Source organism: Neisseria arctica (assembly GCF_022870905.1).
GTDB classification, from domain to species: domain Bacteria; phylum Pseudomonadota; class Gammaproteobacteria; order Burkholderiales; family Neisseriaceae; genus Neisseria; species Neisseria arctica.
Window position 1 is genome coordinate 2,347,816 of the sequence record NZ_CP091510.1, and the last position, 19,196, is coordinate 2,367,011.

At 48.0% G+C, this 19,196-nt stretch carries 19 protein-coding genes and 3 CRISPR repeat arrays (1 of these 22 running past the window's edge); of the genes, 11 read left to right on the forward strand and 8 right to left on the reverse strand.

Annotation, left to right across the window (positions count from 1 at the left end; genetic code table 11):
- The first annotated feature begins 147 nt into the window (after window positions 1-147).
- Window positions 148-445: direct repeats of the CRISPR family, unit length 32 nt; unit sequence TCAGCTACCTTCAGGTAGCTGTGTGTTGAAAC.
- 62 nt (window positions 446-507) lie between these two features.
- Complete coding sequence (locus LVJ86_RS10890; RefSeq protein ID WP_244702549.1) at window positions 508-1,161, forward strand: IS1595 family transposase; 654 nt, start codon at window positions 508-510, stop codon at window positions 1,159-1,161.
- Window positions 1,162-1,199: 38 nt separating this feature from the next.
- Window positions 1,200-1,968: direct repeats of the CRISPR family, unit length 32 nt; unit sequence TCAGCTACCTTCAGGTAGCTGTGTGTTGAAAC.
- A gap of 50 nt (window positions 1,969-2,018) precedes the next feature.
- Here LVJ86_RS10890 and LVJ86_RS10895 read toward each other — a convergent pair.
- Together LVJ86_RS10895 and LVJ86_RS10900 are read right to left on the reverse strand one after the other, a co-directional pair.
- Window positions 2,019-3,395, reverse strand: a complete 1,377-nt coding sequence (locus tag LVJ86_RS10895; protein WP_047761662.1) for an MFS transporter — start codon at window positions 3,393-3,395, stop codon at window positions 2,019-2,021.
- A gap of 165 nt (window positions 3,396-3,560) precedes the next feature.
- On the reverse strand, window positions 3,561-4,421 hold the full coding sequence (locus LVJ86_RS10900) for a LysR family transcriptional regulator (RefSeq protein ID WP_047761663.1): 861 nt from the start codon (window positions 4,419-4,421) through the stop codon (window positions 3,561-3,563).
- A 306-nt stretch (window positions 4,422-4,727) separates the two neighbouring features.
- Between LVJ86_RS10900 and LVJ86_RS10905 the strand changes: the two genes are divergently transcribed.
- Window positions 4,728-5,348 (forward strand): LysE family translocator, encoded by a 621-nt coding sequence (locus LVJ86_RS10905; protein WP_047761665.1) that lies wholly within the window; start codon window positions 4,728-4,730, stop codon window positions 5,346-5,348.
- 60 nt (window positions 5,349-5,408) lie between these two features.
- Window positions 5,409-5,735 carry a zinc ribbon domain-containing protein YjdM gene (locus LVJ86_RS10910; RefSeq protein WP_047761666.1) on the forward strand — a complete coding sequence of 109 codons (327 nt, stop codon included), beginning with the start codon at window positions 5,409-5,411 and terminating at the stop codon, window positions 5,733-5,735.
- A 106-nt stretch (window positions 5,736-5,841) separates the two neighbouring features.
- Here LVJ86_RS10910 and LVJ86_RS10915 read toward each other — a convergent pair whose 3' ends face one another.
- A complete protein-coding gene (locus LVJ86_RS10915) occupies window positions 5,842-6,792 on the reverse strand; it encodes a D-2-hydroxyacid dehydrogenase (protein ID WP_047761667.1) in 951 nt (316 codons plus the stop codon).
- A gap of 153 nt (window positions 6,793-6,945) precedes the next feature.
- On the opposite strand from LVJ86_RS10915, the gene LVJ86_RS10920 reads away from it, so the two are divergent.
- Window positions 6,946-7,179, forward strand: a complete 234-nt coding sequence (locus LVJ86_RS10920; protein ID WP_047761668.1) for a DUF2061 domain-containing protein — start codon at window positions 6,946-6,948, stop codon at window positions 7,177-7,179.
- A 75-nt stretch (window positions 7,180-7,254) separates the two neighbouring features.
- Window positions 7,255-7,581 (forward strand): FKBP-type peptidyl-prolyl cis-trans isomerase, encoded by a 327-nt coding sequence (locus LVJ86_RS10925; protein WP_047761669.1) that lies wholly within the window; start codon window positions 7,255-7,257, stop codon window positions 7,579-7,581.
- A gap of 65 nt (window positions 7,582-7,646) precedes the next feature.
- Here LVJ86_RS10925 and LVJ86_RS10930 read toward each other — a convergent pair whose 3' ends face one another.
- Entirely contained in the window at window positions 7,647-7,898 is a 252-nt protein-coding gene (locus LVJ86_RS10930) for a BolA family protein (protein ID WP_047761670.1), read from the reverse strand.
- Between the two features lie 217 nt (window positions 7,899-8,115).
- Here LVJ86_RS10930 and ftsE point away from each other — a divergent pair, with 217 nt between their 5' ends.
- The 3 genes from ftsE to LVJ86_RS10945 are packed head-to-tail and all read left to right on the forward strand — an operon-like array spanning window position 8,116 to window position 10,339.
- Complete coding sequence (gene ftsE, locus LVJ86_RS10935) at window positions 8,116-8,769, forward strand: cell division ATP-binding protein FtsE (RefSeq protein WP_047761671.1); 654 nt, start codon at window positions 8,116-8,118, stop codon at window positions 8,767-8,769.
- On the forward strand, window positions 8,766-9,680 hold the full coding sequence (ftsX, locus tag LVJ86_RS10940) for a permease-like cell division protein FtsX (protein WP_047761672.1): 915 nt from the start codon (window positions 8,766-8,768) through the stop codon (window positions 9,678-9,680). The genes ftsE and ftsX overlap by 4 nt, the downstream gene beginning before the upstream one ends.
- A gap of 41 nt (window positions 9,681-9,721) precedes the next feature.
- A complete protein-coding gene (locus LVJ86_RS10945) occupies window positions 9,722-10,339 on the forward strand; it encodes a Type 1 glutamine amidotransferase-like domain-containing protein (protein ID WP_047761673.1) in 618 nt (205 codons plus the stop codon).
- Between the two features lie 176 nt (window positions 10,340-10,515).
- Here LVJ86_RS10945 and yccS read toward each other — a convergent pair whose 3' ends face one another.
- Window positions 10,516-12,684 carry a YccS family putative transporter gene (yccS, locus tag LVJ86_RS10950; RefSeq protein ID WP_047761674.1) on the reverse strand — a complete coding sequence of 723 codons (2,169 nt, stop codon included), beginning with the start codon at window positions 12,682-12,684 and terminating at the stop codon, window positions 10,516-10,518.
- Between the two features lie 467 nt (window positions 12,685-13,151).
- Here yccS and LVJ86_RS10955 point away from each other — a divergent pair, with 467 nt between their 5' ends.
- Both LVJ86_RS10955 and LVJ86_RS11065 read left to right on the forward strand, forming a co-directional pair.
- Window positions 13,152-13,436, forward strand: a complete 285-nt coding sequence (locus tag LVJ86_RS10955) for a DUF3079 domain-containing protein (protein ID WP_047761690.1) — start codon at window positions 13,152-13,154, stop codon at window positions 13,434-13,436.
- 131 nt (window positions 13,437-13,567) lie between these two features.
- Window positions 13,568-13,699: a hypothetical protein gene (locus LVJ86_RS11065; RefSeq protein WP_268777908.1), complete on the forward strand. Its 132-nt coding sequence runs from the start codon at window positions 13,568-13,570 to the stop codon at window positions 13,697-13,699.
- A gap of 69 nt (window positions 13,700-13,768) precedes the next feature.
- On the opposite strand, the gene LVJ86_RS10960 is transcribed toward LVJ86_RS11065, so the two are convergent.
- From LVJ86_RS10960 to LVJ86_RS10970, 3 genes are all read right to left on the reverse strand, one after another.
- On the reverse strand, window positions 13,769-14,116 hold the full coding sequence (locus LVJ86_RS10960) for a winged helix-turn-helix transcriptional regulator (RefSeq protein ID WP_047761675.1): 348 nt from the start codon (window positions 14,114-14,116) through the stop codon (window positions 13,769-13,771).
- 268 nt (window positions 14,117-14,384) lie between these two features.
- On the reverse strand, window positions 14,385-14,879 hold the full coding sequence (locus tag LVJ86_RS10965; protein ID WP_053008358.1) for a DUF4442 domain-containing protein: 495 nt from the start codon (window positions 14,877-14,879) through the stop codon (window positions 14,385-14,387).
- Window positions 14,880-15,113: 234 nt separating this feature from the next.
- Entirely contained in the window at window positions 15,114-15,671 is a 558-nt protein-coding gene (locus LVJ86_RS10970; protein ID WP_047761676.1) for a porin family protein, read from the reverse strand.
- 427 nt (window positions 15,672-16,098) lie between these two features.
- On the opposite strand from LVJ86_RS10970, the gene metG reads away from it, so the two are divergent.
- The gene (gene metG, locus LVJ86_RS10975; RefSeq protein ID WP_047761677.1) at window positions 16,099-18,171 is read left to right on the forward strand and encodes a methionine--tRNA ligase; all 2,073 of its coding nucleotides are present in this window, start codon (window positions 16,099-16,101) and stop codon (window positions 18,169-18,171) included.
- An 83-nt stretch (window positions 18,172-18,254) separates the two neighbouring features.
- Window positions 18,255-19,196: direct repeats of the CRISPR family, unit length 36 nt; unit sequence GTTGTAGCTCCCTTTCTCATTTCGCAGTGCTACAAT; it runs 149 nt beyond the window's last position.

The window sequence follows — 19,196 nt, forward strand, 5'->3', positions numbered from 1 at the left end:
CGATAAATAAAACTTCCGCATAATCAATATACTGCACACGATAGCGTGATAAAATCCGCATAAGGGCAGTCTGCCCGGCCTCCGAACACAGACATTAGCGAATTTACCCGCTCCAAACCTTTGGTTATATGCTTTGCGAAAGAGGCTTCAGCTACCTTCAGGTAGCTGTGTGTTGAAACCGATTAACACTTCAGTAATGCAAGGTGATCTGTATCAGCTACCTTCAGGTAGCTGTGTGTTGAAACCTCGGACCTCCGCGTGAAGATACAAGAGTAATGCTCAGCTACCTTCAGGTAGCTGTGTGTTGAAACGGTTACGCCCGGCTGATTCAGACAGCTGCTGATGTCAGCTACCTTCAGGTAGCTGTGTGTTGAAACATCACAGTATTTGGCTACTTGATATAACGCCCATTTCAGCTACCTTCAGGTAGCTGTGTGTTGAAACTGCATATGGTTTGTAAAAAAGTTTGGGGCTGTATTAGATTGGCAGTTATGTTACCCTTTAAAAATGAAGATAACATACTGTAAACTATCTAAAAAAGTACAAAAAAAGTTGCTTGAATTTTTTGTACTTGAGGTAACCGCCCGTTCTGCTGCCAATTTATTGGATATTAACCCCAATTCAGCAGCTCTGTTTTACCGTAAAATTCGCCAAGTCATTGCCTATCATTTAGAGCTTCAAGCTGATGAAATCTTTGATGGTTCAATCGAGCTTGATGAGAGTTATTTTGGTGGACAACGAAAAGGCAAACGCGGTCGCGGAGCGGCTGGGAAAGTAGCGGTATTTGGTATTTTGAAACGTCAAGGCAAGGTTTATACTGTTGTCGTTAAAAATACCAAACAAGATACTTTACTACCTGTTATTAAACGAAAAATAATGCCTGATAGCATTGTTTATACGGACTATTACAAAAGCTATGATGTGCTAGATGTGAGTGAATTTACGCATCACAGAATCAATCATTCAGAGCTTTTTGTCGACCGTCAAAACCATATCAACGGTATTGAAAACTTCTGGAATCAGGCAAAGCGCGTTCTACGAAAGTACAATGGAATTGACCGAAAATCTTTCCCTTTATTCTTGAAAGAATGCGAATTTCGTTTTAACTTTGGTACACCAAAAGAGCAACTTAAAATCTTGCGAATTTGGTGTGATATTTAAGGCTAATCTAATACAGCCCCAAAAGTTTTGTTGCAACGTCAGCTACCTTCAGGTAGCTGTGTGTTGAAACAAATATGGTGCAGCCGTTGTCGTAACTACCGCCCTTCAGCTACCTTCAGGTAGCTGTGTGTTGAAACATAACCGCTAAATAATCGCAATCGGGAAAAGTCGGCTCAGCTACCTTCAGGTAGCTGTGTGTTGAAACTTGCGAGTGAACAGTTACCACGAGATACAGGCGGCTCAGCTACCTTCAGGTAGCTGTGTGTTGAAACAAATAATAATTGCCTGTTGATTCGCAACAGGCATTCAGCTACCTTCAGGTAGCTGTGTGTTGAAACGGTTAAGCTTGAGCGGGGTGGTGTGGCAACGGACTCAGCTACCTTCAGGTAGCTGTGTGTTGAAACCTAAAGGGGCAGATGGAGCAGCCGGTGCTGCTGGATCAGCTACCTTCAGGTAGCTGTGTGTTGAAACAACATAGCCAAAATCTGCTCAGCGGTCTTTTCAGTCAGCTACCTTCAGGTAGCTGTGTGTTGAAACGGCAAACAGACGGAAGACGTAGGCAACAGGTGCTTCAGCTACCTTCAGGTAGCTGTGTGTTGAAACCAAAGCCGGTTAAAGATATGGGAGAGTAACATGGAATCAGCTACCTTCAGGTAGCTGTGTGTTGAAACTTTTTTGCCGTTAATCAGGCTGCCGAAAAACTCGTATCAGCTACCTTCAGGTAGCTGTGTGTTGAAACCAATTTTCAATGTAGGGGTGTTACCCGGGTCGCCTTTCAGCTACCTTCAGGTAGCTGTGTGTTGAAATTTTGGCCGTCTGAAAATATTTTTCAGACGGCCTTATTTTACTGCGTAAAATTAATGTGGGTTGCTGCTATCCTTATCCGCAATAGTGCTTTGCTGCTCTTTTTCCGCATAACTTTCCCGGTTTAGAGAGTCGGCATATTCCTGCGCAGCGGCATCATCAAACGGGCGCATCACGCCGGTATCGTTACGCGGGTCCAAATCCGCCACTACCGGTCCGGCGGCGGCAGGCATGTTCACATACATACTGCGTTGGTCTTCCGGCACTGCTTTTTGACGCCATGCGAATACTGCCAACAGCCCCGCACAAATCACAAAATAACCGTAAAAGCCATAGCGTTCGGCTTGGTCCATCACCACACCCAACACCAGCGGGGCGGTAAGCGAACCCATACCGTAGCTAAACAGCAGGCTGCGGCTGACTTCAACCGTATTCATGCCCTTAGGCAATTGGTCGTTGGCACGGGCAACCGACAGCGCGTAGAGGGTAAACAGCCCGATGCCGAAAAATGCCGCCACCATATATTGCACCCACATATCGTTAATACCTGCCAGCATAAGTGCCAATCCCAAAAGTGCGCCCACTGCGGCCACTGACGAACAGGTTAAAATCGCGGCGCGACGGCCGAAACGGTCGGAAAGTTTGGCTACCGGCAGTTGGACGGCGAAGCCCATCACCATCGACACCATCAGGTAAAACGAAATCTGCCGTACATCAAAGCCCTGTTTCAACAAAAATACCGAAGCCATGGTGAAAAAACCGTTCATCAGCAAACCGCCGACAAAGCTGCCCACCAATGCCAACGGGGCGACGGCAAACAAACGCGGCAGGCTGATGCGCTGGCGGGGAGGCAACCGCGGGGCTTTCAAGCGGGTAAGCGCAACCGGTAGCATCGCCGCCATTACCATAATCGCCGCCATCGTAAAAATATCGTTGCTCGATAATTTCAGGCTCAATAAGGCGATACCTGCGGTAAAGGCGACGTAATAAACGACATTATAAAAAGCCAGCACTTTTGCCCTCGCCCCCGCACTACTGCGCTCAACAAACCAGCTTTCCACAATCATCAGCAGGCTGTAATAACAGAAGCCGAGAATCACCCTTAGCACGCCCCAAGCCCACAGATTGGCGGTCATCATATGTCCTAATGCCGCAATCGCAAACACCGCACCGAACACGCTAAAGGCACGGATATGCCCCACGCCCGAAATCACCCGGTGTGCGGCTACCGCGCTTAAAGCCGCACCCACGAAAAATGCCGCATTCAATGCACCGATGGCGGTATTGTTCGCCCCCATTTGTGCCAATTCGACACCGGCAGAGTTCAGAAACAGGCCGAAGCCCGCAAATAAGAAAAATACCGAGAAAAAGAGAGAGTAAAATTTATTCGGCTTATCCGTCATCCGTATCGTCCCGTCATTTGTCTGCATAAAACGTGCGACAGGCAACGACCGCAGCCCCCGCCCGCACTCCCATAACGAAGCCTGACAGAACATACCGCCGCTGTAAAGGTCGGCAACAGTCTGAAACAGGCGGAAATATCTATCTCGAATACCGGCAAACGCCCTATGTGATGCGCTACGCCGTCTGAAACATTATGCTCCAACTACCGCTGAGTGCATCTGTTCTTTCAGCCACGATAAAAACTTTTGGCGGCGGCAGTCGGCCTCAAACGGTATATCCGAAAGCAGATAATAGGCCGAACCGTCGTCTTGAAAACCATGCGGCGCAGCCAATATCCCGCGCCGTATTTCCTCGTCCACCATCAATTCCGAAGCCACCGCCACGCCCAATCCAGCCACAGCGGCTTGGATAGACAAATAAAAATGTTCGAAAAACATATCGCCTTCGTACGGCAACTCTGCGCCGGCATGCTGTTTCTCCCAACGGCTCCACGCATCGGGGCGTGTATGGGTATGCAGTTTTTTCAGATATAAAGGCTCGGGAATATGCACCGGCCCTGTTTTTTCAGCACACAAATACTCGGCAAATACCGTTTCCGGCCATGCGAAATCGTTACGCCTGATGGCTACATCTACCGCCTGCCGCTGAAAATCTACCTGACCGCCCGCCGCCAATATCACCACGTGAAAACCGTATTCTTTCGGAAAATGCGTTATCCGCGGAATCAGCCATTTCATCGCCAGCGTCGGCTCGCAGGAAACCACCAAATCACGCTCTTGGCTGTGTTTGAGCTTTGCCAGCGTATTGTCCAGCTCCGCAAACATATACTGACAGGATTCATACAGTTTTAAGCCTGCCGGAGAAAGCCGCAATGCGCGTCCTTGCTTAAAAAACAAAGCCTCCCCGATATGCTCTTCCAATATCTTCAGCTGTTTGCTGACCGCACCGTGCGTCACACACAACTGCTCTGCCGCCGCGGCCAAACCGCCGTATTTGCCGACGCAAAAAAAGAACTTCAACGCATTTAGAGGGAAACGCCTGATACTTTCCATAAACTCACATTTTTCAAAAAAATAATTCGATTTTTTTCAACCTGTTTTTACCGCACAATTCATCCAAAGCCTGACGGGAAGTCATTATAAGCATATAAATCAACATAATAAATTCATTATTTTGATATTTATGCCGTCTGAAAATACCGTACTTCCAAACAGCTTTACCGAAAACAGATAATTTTTTCGGACGTTTTTTCATATTTAGCCCGCCCGCCGTATAGAAACCGGTAACCAGTTGGCAACCGATTTACGCCGCATATATCACAGCAGATTTAACAACTGTTTAAGAAAGGAAATACGATTATGCAAGAACTATTGGCCGTGGCCGCCATCACTATTCTCGCCGTTATCAGCCCGGGCGGCGATTTTGCCATGGTAACGCGCAACAGCTATCTGTATGGCCGCCGTGCAGGCATCTTGACTTCATTCGGCATTGCCTCTGCCGTATGGATTCATGTCGGCTATACATTATTGGGAGTAAGCATTCTGCTGTTGAAATTCCCCATGCTGTTTCACGCCGTTAAATTTTTTGGGGCAGTCTATTTGGTTTACATCGGCTTTACTACTTGCCGATACCGGCTCGTTTCAAGCGGGCTGAACACGACAAGCGATACGCTGTCCGATTCTGCCGCTTTTAAAAGCGGTTTCATTACCAATGCCTTCAATCCCAAAACCACGCTGTTCGTGTTAAGCACATTTACCCAAATCGTGCGCCCCGATACGCCGATAGCGGTTCAGGCCGGATACGGTTTGTTTGTGTCGGCAGCACATCTGGTTTGGTTTGTATTTGTGACATTCGTTCTTTCCAGCCCGAACATACGCCATGCCTTGCTGCAACGCCAAAAATATGTCAACCGCGTTATCGGCTGCATATTAATCCTGCTGGGTCTCTTATTGCTGTTTTCATCCGCAGGCCAGGTATAAACCATCGGCAGCAGCGATTGGTTTATAATTGCGTTTTTATTATCAAGACAAGGAAACATTATGAGCCTGCCGGCCTGCCCGCAATGCCATTCAGAATTCACCTACCACGACGGCATACAACTGGTTTGCCCCGAATGCGCCCACGAATGGACGGAGGGTGAAACCGTTGAAGAAACCGTGGTTGTCAAAGATGCCAACGGCACACCTCTGGCCGACGGCGATACGGTAGTATTAATCAAAGATTTGAAAGTCAAAGGCTCTTCGCAAGTGATTAAACAAGGTACCAAAGTAAAAGGCATCCGTTTGCAAGAAGGCGATCATGATATCGCCTGCAAAATCGATGGCAGTGCGATGAATTTGAAATCGGAATTTGTGAAAAAAGCCTAAGCCCGATACTTAAACCGTATCCCCTTGGAAAAATGAAAGATGCCGTCTGAAAACTTTTCAGACGGCATCTTTCATTACGGCTATTTCCGTTACCCAGCCTGACTACTTATACCACAACATTCTGCGGCTCACCGCGCATAAAGCCGTTGATATTTTCAACCAGAATATCAAACAAGCGGTTCACGGCTTCATCGCTTGCCCAAGCCATATGCGGAGTAACAATCAAATTGGGTAGGCGCGCTTTCAATAGCGGGTTGCCTTGGCGCGGCGGTTCTTCGGTCAGCACGTCAAAACCCGCCCCGCCTAATTGGCCGTATTTCAAAGCGGCCACCAAAGCGTTTTCATCCACCAAACCGCCGCGCCCGCAATTGATGATAATGGCACCGGGTTTCATTTGTTGCAGCTCGGCTTCGCCTATCATATTGGCGGTATTTTCAGTGAGCGGGCAATGCAGCGAAATGACATCGGCACTGCGGATGGCGGTGTCGAAAGATACATAACCTTCGCGCACTGCGGCGGCGTGTTTGTGTTCGCCGAACACCACATTCATATTGAAAGCACGCGCATAACCCGCCAGCGTATTACCAATATTGCCGCGCCCGAAAATGGCCAGGGTTTTGCCGTTCAAATCGCGCATAGGTGCGCCGAAATGACAGAAAAACGGTGATTTTTCCCACAAGCCTGCCGCTACATCTCTCTGGTAAGCGGGTAGATTACGCATCAACGCAATCATCAGCATAAAAGCATGTTCGGCCACCGATTCGTTGCCGTAAGCGCGGATATTGCATACAGTAACACCGGCCGCCTTGGCGGCTTGGATATCAACATTGTTGTAGCCGGTAGCTGAAACGGCAATCAGTTTCAACTGGGGGTTGGCGGTGATATGTTCGGCACCGATAAAAACTTTATTGCTTACTACTATATCCGCCCCCTCGATACGTTCTGCCGTTTGCTCGGGCAGGGTATTGCCATACTCTTCAAGGATGTGGTCGAAATGAAAATCAAAAGGACGCTGCACCAGCGTATCGCGGTCGAGTACCACTACTTTTATAGCCATTTTTTAATCCTATCTGTTTTTTAATTTCAATAAATTTTCACTAAATGCAAATTTAAATAATCAACTATTTTTTATATTTGATAATAGTTATTATTTAACCATGCAAACACAAGGCGGTTTCAGACGGCCTCTTCCATCAGCAAAGGAACCATTATGTTGAAAACCATTACTTTTGCCGTTTTACACTTCGGAGTCGCATTCGGCGTGGCTTATCTGCTGACCGGCAGCATCGGTATTTCGAGCGCGGTTGCCTTAATCGAGCCCATCGCCAATACCGTGGTATTTTATTTCCACGAAAAAGCATGGAATCGCTACGAGCGCAAACAAGGCATTAAAGGCCGCCGTGCCAAAAACAAATTTCCGTTACACCAATGCGTGGGCAACTGAAACAGCCTTGGTTTTAAAACCGCCGAGGCTGTGTTAATCTTGCCGCATTTCCCATCCGATTGCAAAGGAATAAGCATGAGTCTGATTATCGAAGACATCGAAACCGGCCACGGCAAGGAAGCCGTGAAAGGCAAAGAAATCACCGTACACTACACCGGCTGGCTGGAAGACGGCACCAAATTTGACTCCAGTCTCGACCGCCGCCAACCGCTTACCATCGTTCTGGGCGTCGGTCAGGTTATTCAAGGCTGGGACGAAGGCTTCGGCGGCATGAAAGAAGGCGGCAAACGCAAGCTCACCATTCCGCCTGAAATGGGCTACGGCGCACACGGCGCCGGCGGCGTGATTCCGCCCAATGCTACTTTGATTTTCGAAGTAGAGCTGCTCAAAGTATACGAATAAAACGTATCAGCCAAAAAAGGCCGTCTGAAAATGTTTCAGACGGCCTTTTTGCAAGCCTATAAAAATTACTGCCCTTGTTTGGCCGCCCATTCCGCAGGCGTAGCGGCAGTGGTGATGGAAAGCGCGTGCAGCTCATTGCTGGCCAGTTTTTCCTTCAGCCCGTCTTTAATCAAACGGTGGCGCGCCAAGCGGGCCTTGCCCTCAAATGCGCTAGAAACGATATGGGCAAAAAAATGATGGCCGTCGCCTTCCACTTCGATATGTTCGCACGGCACAACCGCGGCAATCATGGCTTTCACTTCTTCAGGCGTAAGCATAAGTATTCCTTTATCAATAATTTTCAGACGGCATCGGCCGCACAAGCCCAGCCATTATAAAGACAAAGGTTTCAGACGGCCAACTGAATCTTACGGCGATATTCTGTATAATCGGATTCATTCTTTCAGGCAAACCTTCACACTGCCGCCGCATACCATATCAAGTATAAGCGACGGTAGGAAAAGTTGGCCCAAGCCCATTTATCCGAGCAAAACCATGATCCGTTTCGAACAAGTTTCCAAAACCTATCCCGGCGGTTTTCAAGCATTGAAAAACGTCAGCTTCAACATCGACAAAGGCGAGATGATTTTCGTCGCCGGACACTCGGGAGCCGGCAAATCCACCATTTTGAAACTGATTGCCGGCATTACCAAACCCAGCAGCGGCAAAGTGTGGATGAATAATCAAGACATCGGCAGCCTCAACGACAACCAAATCGGCTTTTTGCGCCAGCACATCGGCATCGTGTTCCAAGACCACAAAATCCTGTTTGACCGCAACGTGCTGCAAAATGTACTGCTGCCGCTGCGCATTATCGGCTACGACCCGAAACAGGCCGAGAAGCGCGCCCGCGTCGCCATTGAGAAAGTCGGCTTGGGCGGACGCGAAAACGCCGACCCGATTACCCTTTCCGGCGGCGAACAGCAACGCCTGTGTATCGCCCGCGCAGTCGTACACCAGCCCAGCCTACTGATTGCGGACGAACCCTCCGCCAACCTCGACCGTGCCTACGCACTCGACATTATGGAGCTCTTCAAAACCTTTCACGAAGTCGGCACTACCGTTATCGTAGCCGCCCACGACGAAACCCTGATGGCTGATTACGGCCACCGTATCTTACGTTTACAGGAAGGCAGGTTTGCCTCATGAACCATTATCTGTCGCTCCACCTCGAATCAGCCCGCAACGCCCTGCATCACTTTATCCGCCAACCGCTGGCCACGCTGCTGATTCTCTTGATGCTGGCCATCGCCATGACCCTACCGCTGGCGCTCTACCTAGGCGTACAAAGCAGCCAAGCCGTATTGGGCAAACTCAACGAAGCCCCGCAAATCACCCTTTACATGGAAATGGGCGCCGACGAAGTCGACAGCTCAGCCGTTAAAAACCTGCTCAACGAAGACAAGCGTATCCAAAAAAGCGAATTCGTAAGCAAACAAAAAGGCCTCGAAGAATTGCAGCAAAGCATGGGCGGGCAGGATCTGGTTTCCATGCTCGACGAAAACCCGCTGCCCGATGTTTTCATCGTTACTCCCGACACCGGCAGCACACCCGAAGAAATGCAGGCACTGCAACAAGATTTGGGCAAACTGCCTATGGTGGAGAGTGCCAAGCTCGATACCGAATGGATGCAAACGCTGTACCAAATCAACAATTTCGTTCACAAAATCTTTTGGTTCTTAGCCGTTACCCTTAGCGTAGCCTTCGTATTGGTAGCGCATAACACCATCCGCCTGCAAATTTTAAGCCGCAAAGAGGAAATCGAAATCACCAAACTCTTGGGCGCGCCCGCATCATTTATCCGCCGCCCCTTCCTCTATCAGGCCGCCTGGCAGAGCGTGCTTTCCGCCGCCATCAGCCTCGGCCTGTGCGCTTGGCTGATGCGCGCCAGCCAGCCCTTGGTCAACCAAATATTCAAGCCTTATGGCTTAAATATCGAATGGCGTTTCTTCTATACCTGGGAAATCCTGCTGGTATTGGCCGTCGTAACCGCCTTAGGCATTGCCGGTGCATGGTTGGCAACGCAGCAGCATCTGCTCAGCTTTAAAGCCAAACGGTAAAGCCGCTAACTAAATATCTAGAAGATAAGGATAAAATGCCTATGAAAAAGATTTGTTTGGCTTCATATTTTGCAGGAACCGCTCATTTACTTGAACCATTCTTCAAAAAGCATATTAAAAATTCACCTGTTCTATTCATTCCCACTGCTTCAAATATTGAAGATTACAAAAACTATGTGTACGAAGCAGAACAAAAATGGCAAGAGATGGGTTATCAAATTGAAATTTTAGATATTGCCAATACGGATAAAGAAACCGCAGTTAATAAGCTTGAGCAAACTGATCTAGTATATATATCGGGTGGAAATACATTTTATTTATTACAAGAATTACAAAACAAAAATCTAATTGATATATTAAAGCGCCGTATTGAAGAGGGGATGGTTTACATTGGTGAATCGGCGGGAGCAATCTTGGCTGCCAAAAGCATCACTTATTCGGAATTAATGGATAATCGTGAACACGCTTCCCACTTACAATCAGACAACGGCTTGGATATTGTAGATTTTTATATTGTCCCACATTATCAAAATTATCCATTTGTCCAAACCAGCGAACAAATTATCCAACACTATGCCCACTTAAATTTATTACCGCTGAGCAATCAAGAAACAGTAATAATAGAAGGCAATGAAGTCAGAAAATTAACAAGCATATAAATTATCCTTGGATGAATGGTTGCATAAATCTTCCCAATATTCTGCTATCTCAAAATGAAAACCTCTAATTGTGCTTATTTCTATACAAAATTAGAGGTTTTCAGCTTATTTTCATACATCTGTTTATACTGGCTCGCTTTCACCCATAATTATTGCCGTCTGAAATTCATACCCTCTCAAACCTCTACAACAGCATTATCGGCTTCAGCCTGCCGTTCACGGTATAAAGCGGCAAAGCACGGGGGCAGTTGGCGGGTAATCATCACCAATTGCTGCCACAGTACAATCTGCTGGCGGTCTCCGGCGGCGGAATCCGGCTGCAAGGCCTGCAATTCGGTTTCCAACTCATGATAGGCCGTCTGAAAGCTGTCTTCGTCCAACTCTCGGATATGGTCGAGTAAATCCGCTATGCGGTAGGCAGTGCGGTAAAAATCGCGGATAAAGCCATCGCCGCTTTGGTTCTGCATCTGATTGCGGTAAGCACCCAGCGCGGAGATATAGCCGACCAGCGTGTAGTTCAGCCGCAATAATTCGAAGCCGTCTTGCACTTTGCTACCGTATTTTTTCGGTTCGCTGCTCATATCGGAAAGGGTACTGCTGAGGGCGGCGGCGCGTTCGTGGGTTTGACGGCGTACGCTGCGGTAGGAAACATCGTCGATACCGCCGTTTTGCAATTGGTCGAGAATCACTCGGAGATAGGCTCCGTTGTAGGCAATCGCACGGCCTGCAGTACGCTCTAATGTGAGATAACGCCAATCGGGCCACAGGTGGGAAACGGCCACCCATGCAATCACAGCACCTATCACGGTATCTATCAAACGGAACGGCAAAACTGCATAAACGTCGAATCCGGCCAACGAAAAACTGGTGAGCGCCTGTATGGTGATGAAAAATGTGGAAAAGCTGTATTTATTGGTACGGAAAAAGAAAAACAGGGTGGTGGAAACAACGATTATCCACAGTTTGGTTTCCATAGAGGGCGTGAAATACGGAACGATGGATCCGACTAATACGCCCAGTAGGGTTCCGACAATCCGCTGGTTAACGCGGCTTTTGGTGGCAGAATAGTTGGGCTGGCAGACAAACAGCGCGGTCAACAGTATCCAATAGCCCAAGTTGAAATCGAAGGCTTCTATAATGGCGCAAATCAGCAAAACCACCAACGACAGGCGGACGGCGTGGCGAAAAACGGCGGATTCGAAGTTTAACTGCCCGCGCAAAGTGACCAATGCGTTTTTCAAACCGCCTTTTTCAAGGGCGGCAATACGGGTGGCATCGCTGTCGGCATCGGCATCCGCGCCTTCTTCGCTTTCTAAATGGGAAAGCTGATAATCAATACTGTATAAATTATCAAGCAGACGACGCAAAGTATGCACATCTGCGCCTTCGTGGGTATCGGCATACAGTTTCAGCGACTGTTTGCAACCGGTAATGGCGCGGGCAAGACGTTCGCTGTATTCGTAATGGGTGCCGCTACGCAGGCTTTCGGCTACATCCCGACAAGCGCGCGCCTGAAGTTCGAGCAGACGTTGGATACGGAAAATCAGGTCGGTATTTTTCAACTTTTCCGCCAATTCGCGGTAATCGACGTGTGCCGAACTGATACGTTCGTGAATATCTTGGGCGGTGAAATAGTAGCGCAACATACGGCTGGTACGCGGATGGCGGTGCTGCCCGCGCATCCGGTAAAACAAAGAGCTCCGGCATTGGTTGAATGCACCGATAACACCGGTGTTTTTCATCGCCAGACCGATCTGGTGTTTATCAAGTTGGTCGCTTTCGTCGGGATCGAAAAAGGCGGCTTTGGCATCGAAATAGCCCCCCAATGCAGCATAGGCGGCGGCTACGTTTTCCTGCACTGGGCGGTGCGGAAACAACATGTGCATCAGCAGGGTAAGGCTGCTGTACAGCACTGTGCCAAACAATATCATCAGCGGATTAACATACCACAGGGAATCGGGGGAATAAGTGAGCGTGGTATAAATCGCCACCGCCAGCGTACCAAATGCAATGGTCCGGTAGCGCAGGCCGACTGCGCCCAACAAAGTAAAGCCGAAAGTGAGTACGGTCATAGCCAACGTATAGCGGTAATGGTGCGCCATAGTCAGCTGGGCCGTGAGCGAGGAAATGGAAAAAGCGATAACGGTAAACAGAATATTTTTCAGACGGCCTGTCAGGCGGTTGTCCAAATCCACCAAACCGCCCGCAATAATGCCGAGGATTAAGGGCGGCGCCAGCTTGGGCAGGTTGAAATACCAAACAAGCACCGCGGCAATCGCTACACTGAAGAAAATCGGCATAGTCGCCATGATTCTGGGATTGACGGCAGGTGTTCGGAGTTTCATATTGGCTGCAAAACTGGATAATTTGTAAACAAAGTAAATAAATTGTAGCAGGAATCAGCACTTGCCTGTGCTTTTACAAGCTGGGTTCGGGCTTGATTGGAATGTTTGTTGCAATGGATAAACAAAACCGTGTAAACGGCCTCTTCCATGAAACAATGCCTGCTGAAATTTTCAGACGGCATAACGATGTATTTTATCTGCTGTTGCCTAAGTCCGAGGAAAGCCGCTTTTGCAGATAACGGATAAAATACTTACAGCCCATCATCATAGCTACCGGTAAAGTTGGCATATAAAATGCCGTAGAATTTTGACTATTGAAATAAAAGTTATTTTTCAAACCATATTCATCCGTATATTAATTTTTCCCATTTGGCCAAAATCGGCAGTATCCGACTTAAGGCGTATTGTTAAACTATTCATAATTGGCGTAGAGTATGATTTGGCGTGATTCTGCCGCTTCTACCGCTATGGCTAAAAAGTTTCCTATCCATCCGAAAAATCCCGAACGTATCTGCTGGGGATGCGATAAATATTGCGCTGCTACCGATCTGCAATGCGGCAACGGCTGCGAGCGTATCCAACATCCGATTGAATTAGACGGTAGCGATTGGTACCGGCACGGAGATTGGAGTAATCTTCTGAGCCCTAAGCAATATGAGGAACTCGGCTTAAATACGGTTCCTGCACCGGTAAGCATACCGAAGAAAATCAAACCGCATATTAAACTGCCCCGTAGAAAAACCGACGGTTGAATCCGCCTCTTTACGCCCCAAGATAAGGTGTCCTGTAACTGCAATTACGACATAACGGCCAAACACAGCTTCGCTATGGCAAACCGTACGTACGACTGCTACAACCTCAATGACCAAATGAAAGATTTCACATGAACGAACAAGAATTTGAGCTGGACGATCTAGATTCCCTATTGGAAGATTTTGACGATGTTACCGTAGAGGGCGGTGTAGATGCCGCAGAAGAGGATGATAACTGTGCTGGGGGTGCCTGCAAGATTTAATAAACTGTGGAAATCATGCCGGCAAACGAAAGGGGGTTGCATCTCCTTTGTGCCGTTTGCCGCCATATTTCAGACGGCATCTTTTTGCATGGCTTTTATCCTGACACATTCTTCGGCATAAGTTTGCCCCCATTCATACATAGCTTGAACCACCGGCACAAGCGTCCGGCCAAACTCGGTTAGAGAATATTCTACTTTCGGCGGCACTACCGGATAAACCTTACGCCGGATAATCCCCGATTCTTCCAATTCGCGCAGCTGCAAAGTCAGCATCCTCTGACTGGCCTCAGGCACTAGCCGCCGCAATTCATTAAAACGCTGTGTATCCTGCATCAGATGATAAACAATCGCAGGTTTCCATTTACCGCCGATAACTTCAAGCGTCGTATTCACTGGCGAGCATGCATTTATTGCCATAACTTTATCCTGATCCGCCACAAAATCTCATCATAACGCAGACAAACTGATTTTCGCCATGACCTTGTCTTACAATTTGCTACGGGTATGTTCTCCAAATTATCCATTCGATATCGGAAATCCACAAAACAATAAAGGCCGTCTGAAACTTTTTTCAGACGGCCCATAAATGAGATGCAAATACCGTTAATTTAAATTCATCGAATGAAAAAACAAAATTTAAATCAATGAATTAATTATAAAATAAAGCCGACTTCACCACAACTTCTCAATCATGCTTCTTGGGTACCCACGCCCATACCATTTCCACCAATACCGGCGGTTCCCCGCTCTCGTCACCCACCTCGCAAGGAACAACAAAATTACCGCGCTCCTCTGTCTGCAAACGTGCCGCCATTTCATCGCTAATGCGCGCTACTGCATGCATGTTACCGACCGATCGCTTAACATACTGAATATTCATTGATTTTAATAAAATCAGTTTGTCGTCAGGCACATTCATCTGCACTGCAAAACCCGTCGCCGTTTCTGCCAGCAAAGCCATCGCACAAGCATGCACGCCTTTGATGTGGTTTTGTACCGCACGGCGGTTCCGTATGCTTACCCTCACCGATTCCCGGCTCAATTGTTCGAAACGCAGACCTGCGGTTGATAAAAACGGTACAAAACGCCCCATCAGGCGCGTTTGCACCATTTCACGCCATGAAACAGGTAGTTTATCCAGCCTCCTCAAACTGCAGTACATCTTGTTTTCTATGCGCATACCTCTACTCCTTGGCAACCTTGCAACAATAGGGTACGGGAATAATCAATCCAACGATACCTACCGATAGGTTAGGCCTAAGTTTAAATTCGAAAAAGTTATCTTACCCTTATCTACTATCGAGCAAAAACTCCCAAAAATCGCCTACCTGATTTCAGCCATAAAAAAACCGGCTCATTCAGAGCCGGCAAATATCAGAGAAGGTTACAGCATTGAGGGAATAAAAATTGTTTTTTAGAATCGGTAGCCGACAGTAGCCATATAGCTGTTGTTGGTTGCTTTGGCGTCGCCGTCTTTATAGCGAACCTGCTCCCATTCGGCACCCACTTCCACATTCGGCGCCACTGCATATTTTGCACCTAAGCCGTAGCCCAAACCATTGATGCCGCCCTTGAAGTTCTTATCAGAAGAACTATCGAAGCGGCCGTAATGATAGCCTAGCTTACCATATACCAGCGCATCCGAAGCTACCCGATAACCTTGTACATAAGAAGCAGACAAATCATATTTTTGTTTCGCGGTAGCATCACCATCACTCGCAATCGTGCGGCTCAAAGGCTTATAAGCCACTTCGCCACCACCGATCCAATTGCTACCATAATCAACTAAATAATTACCGCGCAGCGATATATCGGCTTTACTTTTCTCGTTCCAATCGCCATTTTTTAAATCAGTTTTGCTTACGCCCGCACCCAATTCGACAGCCGGGCCGGTAAAAGTCGTAGCAAGCGGCGCAGCAACAGCCGCTACCGAAGTACCCAAAGCAACAACTGCCAATAAAGCTTTCTTCATTATGAAACTCCTTCAGAAAAATATTAAAGCGGTAAAGCAACGGCGGTAGTAATGCCGCCGATTTCGTAAATTAAGTATTACGGCAAGCCGCCATATACACAAGGGGAGAAAAACTGAATTACCTAATTTGGCAAGCCCTTAACCTTTGTAACTTCATTACTTTTTGAAATTATATAAATCCGTAATAATTTCCGGGCACAACCTTAACTTTTCCCAATAAAACAAGATATTGATATTTAAAATAAATTTTAAAATTAGAAATTGTTACCGAATTTTGAACCAAGAAATTGCCCACGAACCGGCATAATCGGGAACGGTATCCGTCAAATAGCACTTAACACAACAGTTACCCGAAAACCAAGCGCAGGCCGTCTGAAAAAGTTATAATTCACACCATTAAATACCATAATTTTCAGAACAGACCGACATGACACAACGCAAAATACTCGTTACCTCCGCGCTGCCCTATGCCAACGGCAGCATTCATTTAGGCCACATGGTCGAACACATCCAAACCGATATTTGGGTACGCTTTCAGAAACTGCGCGGCCACGAATGCTATTACTGCTGCGCCGACGACACCCACGGCACTCCCGTCATGCTGGCCGCCCAAAAACAAGGCATCGCTCCAGAAGAAATGATTGCCCGCGTACGCGAAGAACACTTGGCAGACTTTAGCGGCTTCGGTATCGGCTACGATAATTATTACAGCACCCACTCGCCCGAAAACAAAACCTATTCCGAAAAAATCTACCATGCCCTCAAGGCCAACGGCAAAATCGAAAGCCGTACTATCGAGCAGCTTTTCGACCCCGAAAAAAATATGTTCCTGCCCGACCGCTTTGTTAAAGGCGAATGCCCCAAATGCCACGCCAAAGACCAATACGGCGACAACTGCGAAGCCTGCGGCACCACCTATTCGCCCACCGAGCTGATCAACCCTTATTCGGCCATCTCAGGTGCCACGCCGGTATTGAAAGAAAGCGAACATTTCTTTTTCAAACTGGGCGAATGCGCCGATTTCCTGCAACAATGGACTTCAGGCAGCACCACCCTGACAGACGGCCGCCAACAACCGCACCTACAACCCGAAGCCCTCAACAAAATGAAAGAGTGGCTTGCCAAAGACGAAAACGGCGAAGGCGGCCTGAGCGACTGGGACATCTCTCGCGACGCACCCTATTTCGGCTTCGAAATTCCCGACGCACCGGGCAAATACTTCTATGTATGGCTCGACGCACCTGTAGGCTATATGGCCTCGTTTAAAAACCTGTGCGACCGCATCGGCATCGACTTTGACGAATTCTTCAAAGCCAACAGTAGCACCGAAATGTACCACTTCATCGGCAAAGACATCCTCTATTTCCACGCCCTGTTCTGGCCGGCCATGCTCCAATACAGCGGCCACCGCACGCCTACCGGCGTGTTTGCCCACGGCTTTTTAACCGTAGACGGCCAAAAAATGTCGAAGTCGCGCGGCACCTTCATCACCGCCCGCTCCTACCTCGACCAAAAACTCAACCCCGAATGGATGCGCTACTATATCGCCGCCAAACTCAACAGCCGTATTGAAGACATCGACCTCAACCTCAGCGACTTCATTGCCCGCGTCAATAGCGACTTGGTTGGCAAATACATCAACATCGCCAGCCGCGCCGCCGGCTTTATCGCCAAACGCTTCGAAGGCCGTCTGAAAGACGTTTCAAACAGCACATTGCTTGCCGAATTAACCGCCCAAAGCGAAACCATCGCCGCCGATTACGAAGCACGCGAATACGCCAAAGCCCTGCGCGAAATCATGGCACTGGCCGACAAAGTCAATGAATACGTTGATGCCAACAAACCATGGGAACTGGCCAAACAAGAAGGCCAAGACGAACGCCTGCACCACGTTTGCAGCGAACTGATCAACGCCTTCAAAACCCTCAGCGTTTACCTGGCACCGGTCTTGCCGCAAGTGGCCGAAAAAGCCGCCGCCTTCCTCAATATCGACAAACTTGACTGGGCACAAGCCACCGCCGTCCTGCCGCAAGGCCATACCATCCGCAAATACGAACATCTGATGCAACGCATCGAGGAAAAACAAGTGAACGATTTAGTCGAAGCCAACAAACAAAACATCCAAGCCACCACTGAAAATACAGCCGCCCAATACATACCCGTAGCCGAACAATGCAGCTTCGACGACTTTATGAAAGTCGATATGCGCGTCGCCAAAGTCTTGAACTGCGAGGCGGTAGAAGGCAGCACCAAACTGTTGAAATTCGACCTTGATTTCGGCTTTGAAAAACGGGTGATTTTCTCCGGTATTGCCGCCAGCTATCCCAACCCCGCCGAACTCAATGGCCGCATGGTCATCGCCGTTGCCAACTTCGCCCCGCGTAAAATGGCCAAATTCGGCATCAGCGAAGGCATGATTTTGTCCGCGGCCACCGCCGACGGCAAACTGAAACTGCTGGATGTGGACCAAGGCGCACAACCAGGCGACAAAGTGGGCTAACCGAACCACTTCACGGGTTTTGACTATCCCTATAATCAGAAAGCCTGAATCATTCACAGATTCAGGCTTTTAAAATTAAAAAACATCCAACTCCCTTTCTCATTTCGCAGTGCTACAATCCATCAAGTTTTAAATCATCTACATTGGCAGTTGTAGCTCCCTTTCTCATTTCGCAGTGCTACAATTGTGAATGCTCTAATACCTCTAGTGAAGCCGTTGTAGCTCCCTTTCTCATTTCGCAGTGCTACAATAGCGTAGTATTTAAACCGACATCAAAAGGTGTTGTAGCTCCCTTTCTCATTTCGCAGTGCTACAATCATGCAACGGCCATTACCAGAACAAGAGACGTTGTAGCTCCCTTTCTCATTTCGCAGTGCTACAATCCGCGTCGCCGTGACGTTTTTTGCCGTCCTGTTGTAGCTCCCTTTCTCATTTCGCAGTGCTACAATTTGAATTTCCTAACTGGCCTTTCGAGACGGTTGTAGCTCCCTTTCTCATTTCGCAGTGCTACAATTTACTGGGAGTGGTTGGTTAACTGGGTTGGGTTGTAGCTCCCTTTCTCATTTCGCAGTGCTACAATTCAAGTATCTTACGAACGCCCAAGTTCGTTGTTGTAGCTCCCTTTCTCATTTCGCAGTGCTACAATAGGTATTTAATGACATGCTCAACCGAGCGTGTTGTAGCTCCCTTTCTCATTTCGCAGTGCTACAATGCCGTTATCGTGATCTAGCAATGCTTGATCGTTGTAGCTCCCTTTCTCATTTCGCAGTGCTACAATTTACGCTCGATTACATATGAATAATTTCCAGTTGTAGCTCCCTTTCTCATTTCGCAGTGCTACAATGCGACCGTGAAGCGGATCTGGCACAGGATAGTTGTAGCTCCCTTTCTCATTTCGCAGTGCTACAATTATAATTTCTGTTTAAATGATGACAATTTCGTTGTAGCTCCCTTTCTCATTTCGCAGTGCTACAATCCAAGACCTTTTGCCAATGCATCCATAACCGTTGTAGCTCCCTTTCTCA

What these genes read in the sequence shown, in the direction of transcription:
- LVJ86_RS10890 (WP_244702549.1), top strand. Translation starts at nt 508, where the DNA reads ATGAAGATAACATACTGTAAACTATCTAAAAAAGTACAAAAAAAGTTG.
- LVJ86_RS10895 (WP_047761662.1), bottom strand. Translation starts at nt 3,395, where the DNA reads ATGCAGACAAATGACGGGACGATACGGATGACGGATAAGCCGAATAAA.
- LVJ86_RS10900 (WP_047761663.1), bottom strand. Translation starts at nt 4,421, where the DNA reads ATGGAAAGTATCAGGCGTTTCCCTCTAAATGCGTTGAAGTTCTTTTTT.
- LVJ86_RS10905 (WP_047761665.1), top strand. Translation starts at nt 4,728, where the DNA reads ATGCAAGAACTATTGGCCGTGGCCGCCATCACTATTCTCGCCGTTATC.
- LVJ86_RS10910 (WP_047761666.1), top strand. Translation starts at nt 5,409, where the DNA reads ATGAGCCTGCCGGCCTGCCCGCAATGCCATTCAGAATTCACCTACCAC.
- LVJ86_RS10915 (WP_047761667.1), bottom strand. Translation starts at nt 6,792, where the DNA reads ATGGCTATAAAAGTAGTGGTACTCGACCGCGATACGCTGGTGCAGCGT.
- LVJ86_RS10920 (WP_047761668.1), top strand. Translation starts at nt 6,946, where the DNA reads ATGTTGAAAACCATTACTTTTGCCGTTTTACACTTCGGAGTCGCATTC.
- LVJ86_RS10925 (WP_047761669.1), top strand. Translation starts at nt 7,255, where the DNA reads ATGAGTCTGATTATCGAAGACATCGAAACCGGCCACGGCAAGGAAGCC.
- LVJ86_RS10930 (WP_047761670.1), bottom strand. Translation starts at nt 7,898, where the DNA reads ATGCTTACGCCTGAAGAAGTGAAAGCCATGATTGCCGCGGTTGTGCCG.
- ftsE (WP_047761671.1), top strand. Translation starts at nt 8,116, where the DNA reads ATGATCCGTTTCGAACAAGTTTCCAAAACCTATCCCGGCGGTTTTCAA.
- ftsX (WP_047761672.1), top strand. Translation starts at nt 8,766, where the DNA reads ATGAACCATTATCTGTCGCTCCACCTCGAATCAGCCCGCAACGCCCTG.
- LVJ86_RS10945 (WP_047761673.1), top strand. Translation starts at nt 9,722, where the DNA reads ATGAAAAAGATTTGTTTGGCTTCATATTTTGCAGGAACCGCTCATTTA.
- yccS (WP_047761674.1), bottom strand. Translation starts at nt 12,684, where the DNA reads ATGAAACTCCGAACACCTGCCGTCAATCCCAGAATCATGGCGACTATG.
- LVJ86_RS10955 (WP_047761690.1), top strand. Translation starts at nt 13,152, where the DNA reads ATGGCTAAAAAGTTTCCTATCCATCCGAAAAATCCCGAACGTATCTGC.
- LVJ86_RS11065 (WP_268777908.1), top strand. Translation starts at nt 13,568, where the DNA reads ATGAACGAACAAGAATTTGAGCTGGACGATCTAGATTCCCTATTGGAA.
- LVJ86_RS10960 (WP_047761675.1), bottom strand. Translation starts at nt 14,116, where the DNA reads ATGGCAATAAATGCATGCTCGCCAGTGAATACGACGCTTGAAGTTATC.
- LVJ86_RS10965 (WP_053008358.1), bottom strand. Translation starts at nt 14,879, where the DNA reads ATGCGCATAGAAAACAAGATGTACTGCAGTTTGAGGAGGCTGGATAAA.
- LVJ86_RS10970 (WP_047761676.1), bottom strand. Translation starts at nt 15,671, where the DNA reads ATGAAGAAAGCTTTATTGGCAGTTGTTGCTTTGGGTACTTCGGTAGCG.
- metG (WP_047761677.1), top strand. Translation starts at nt 16,099, where the DNA reads ATGACACAACGCAAAATACTCGTTACCTCCGCGCTGCCCTATGCCAAC.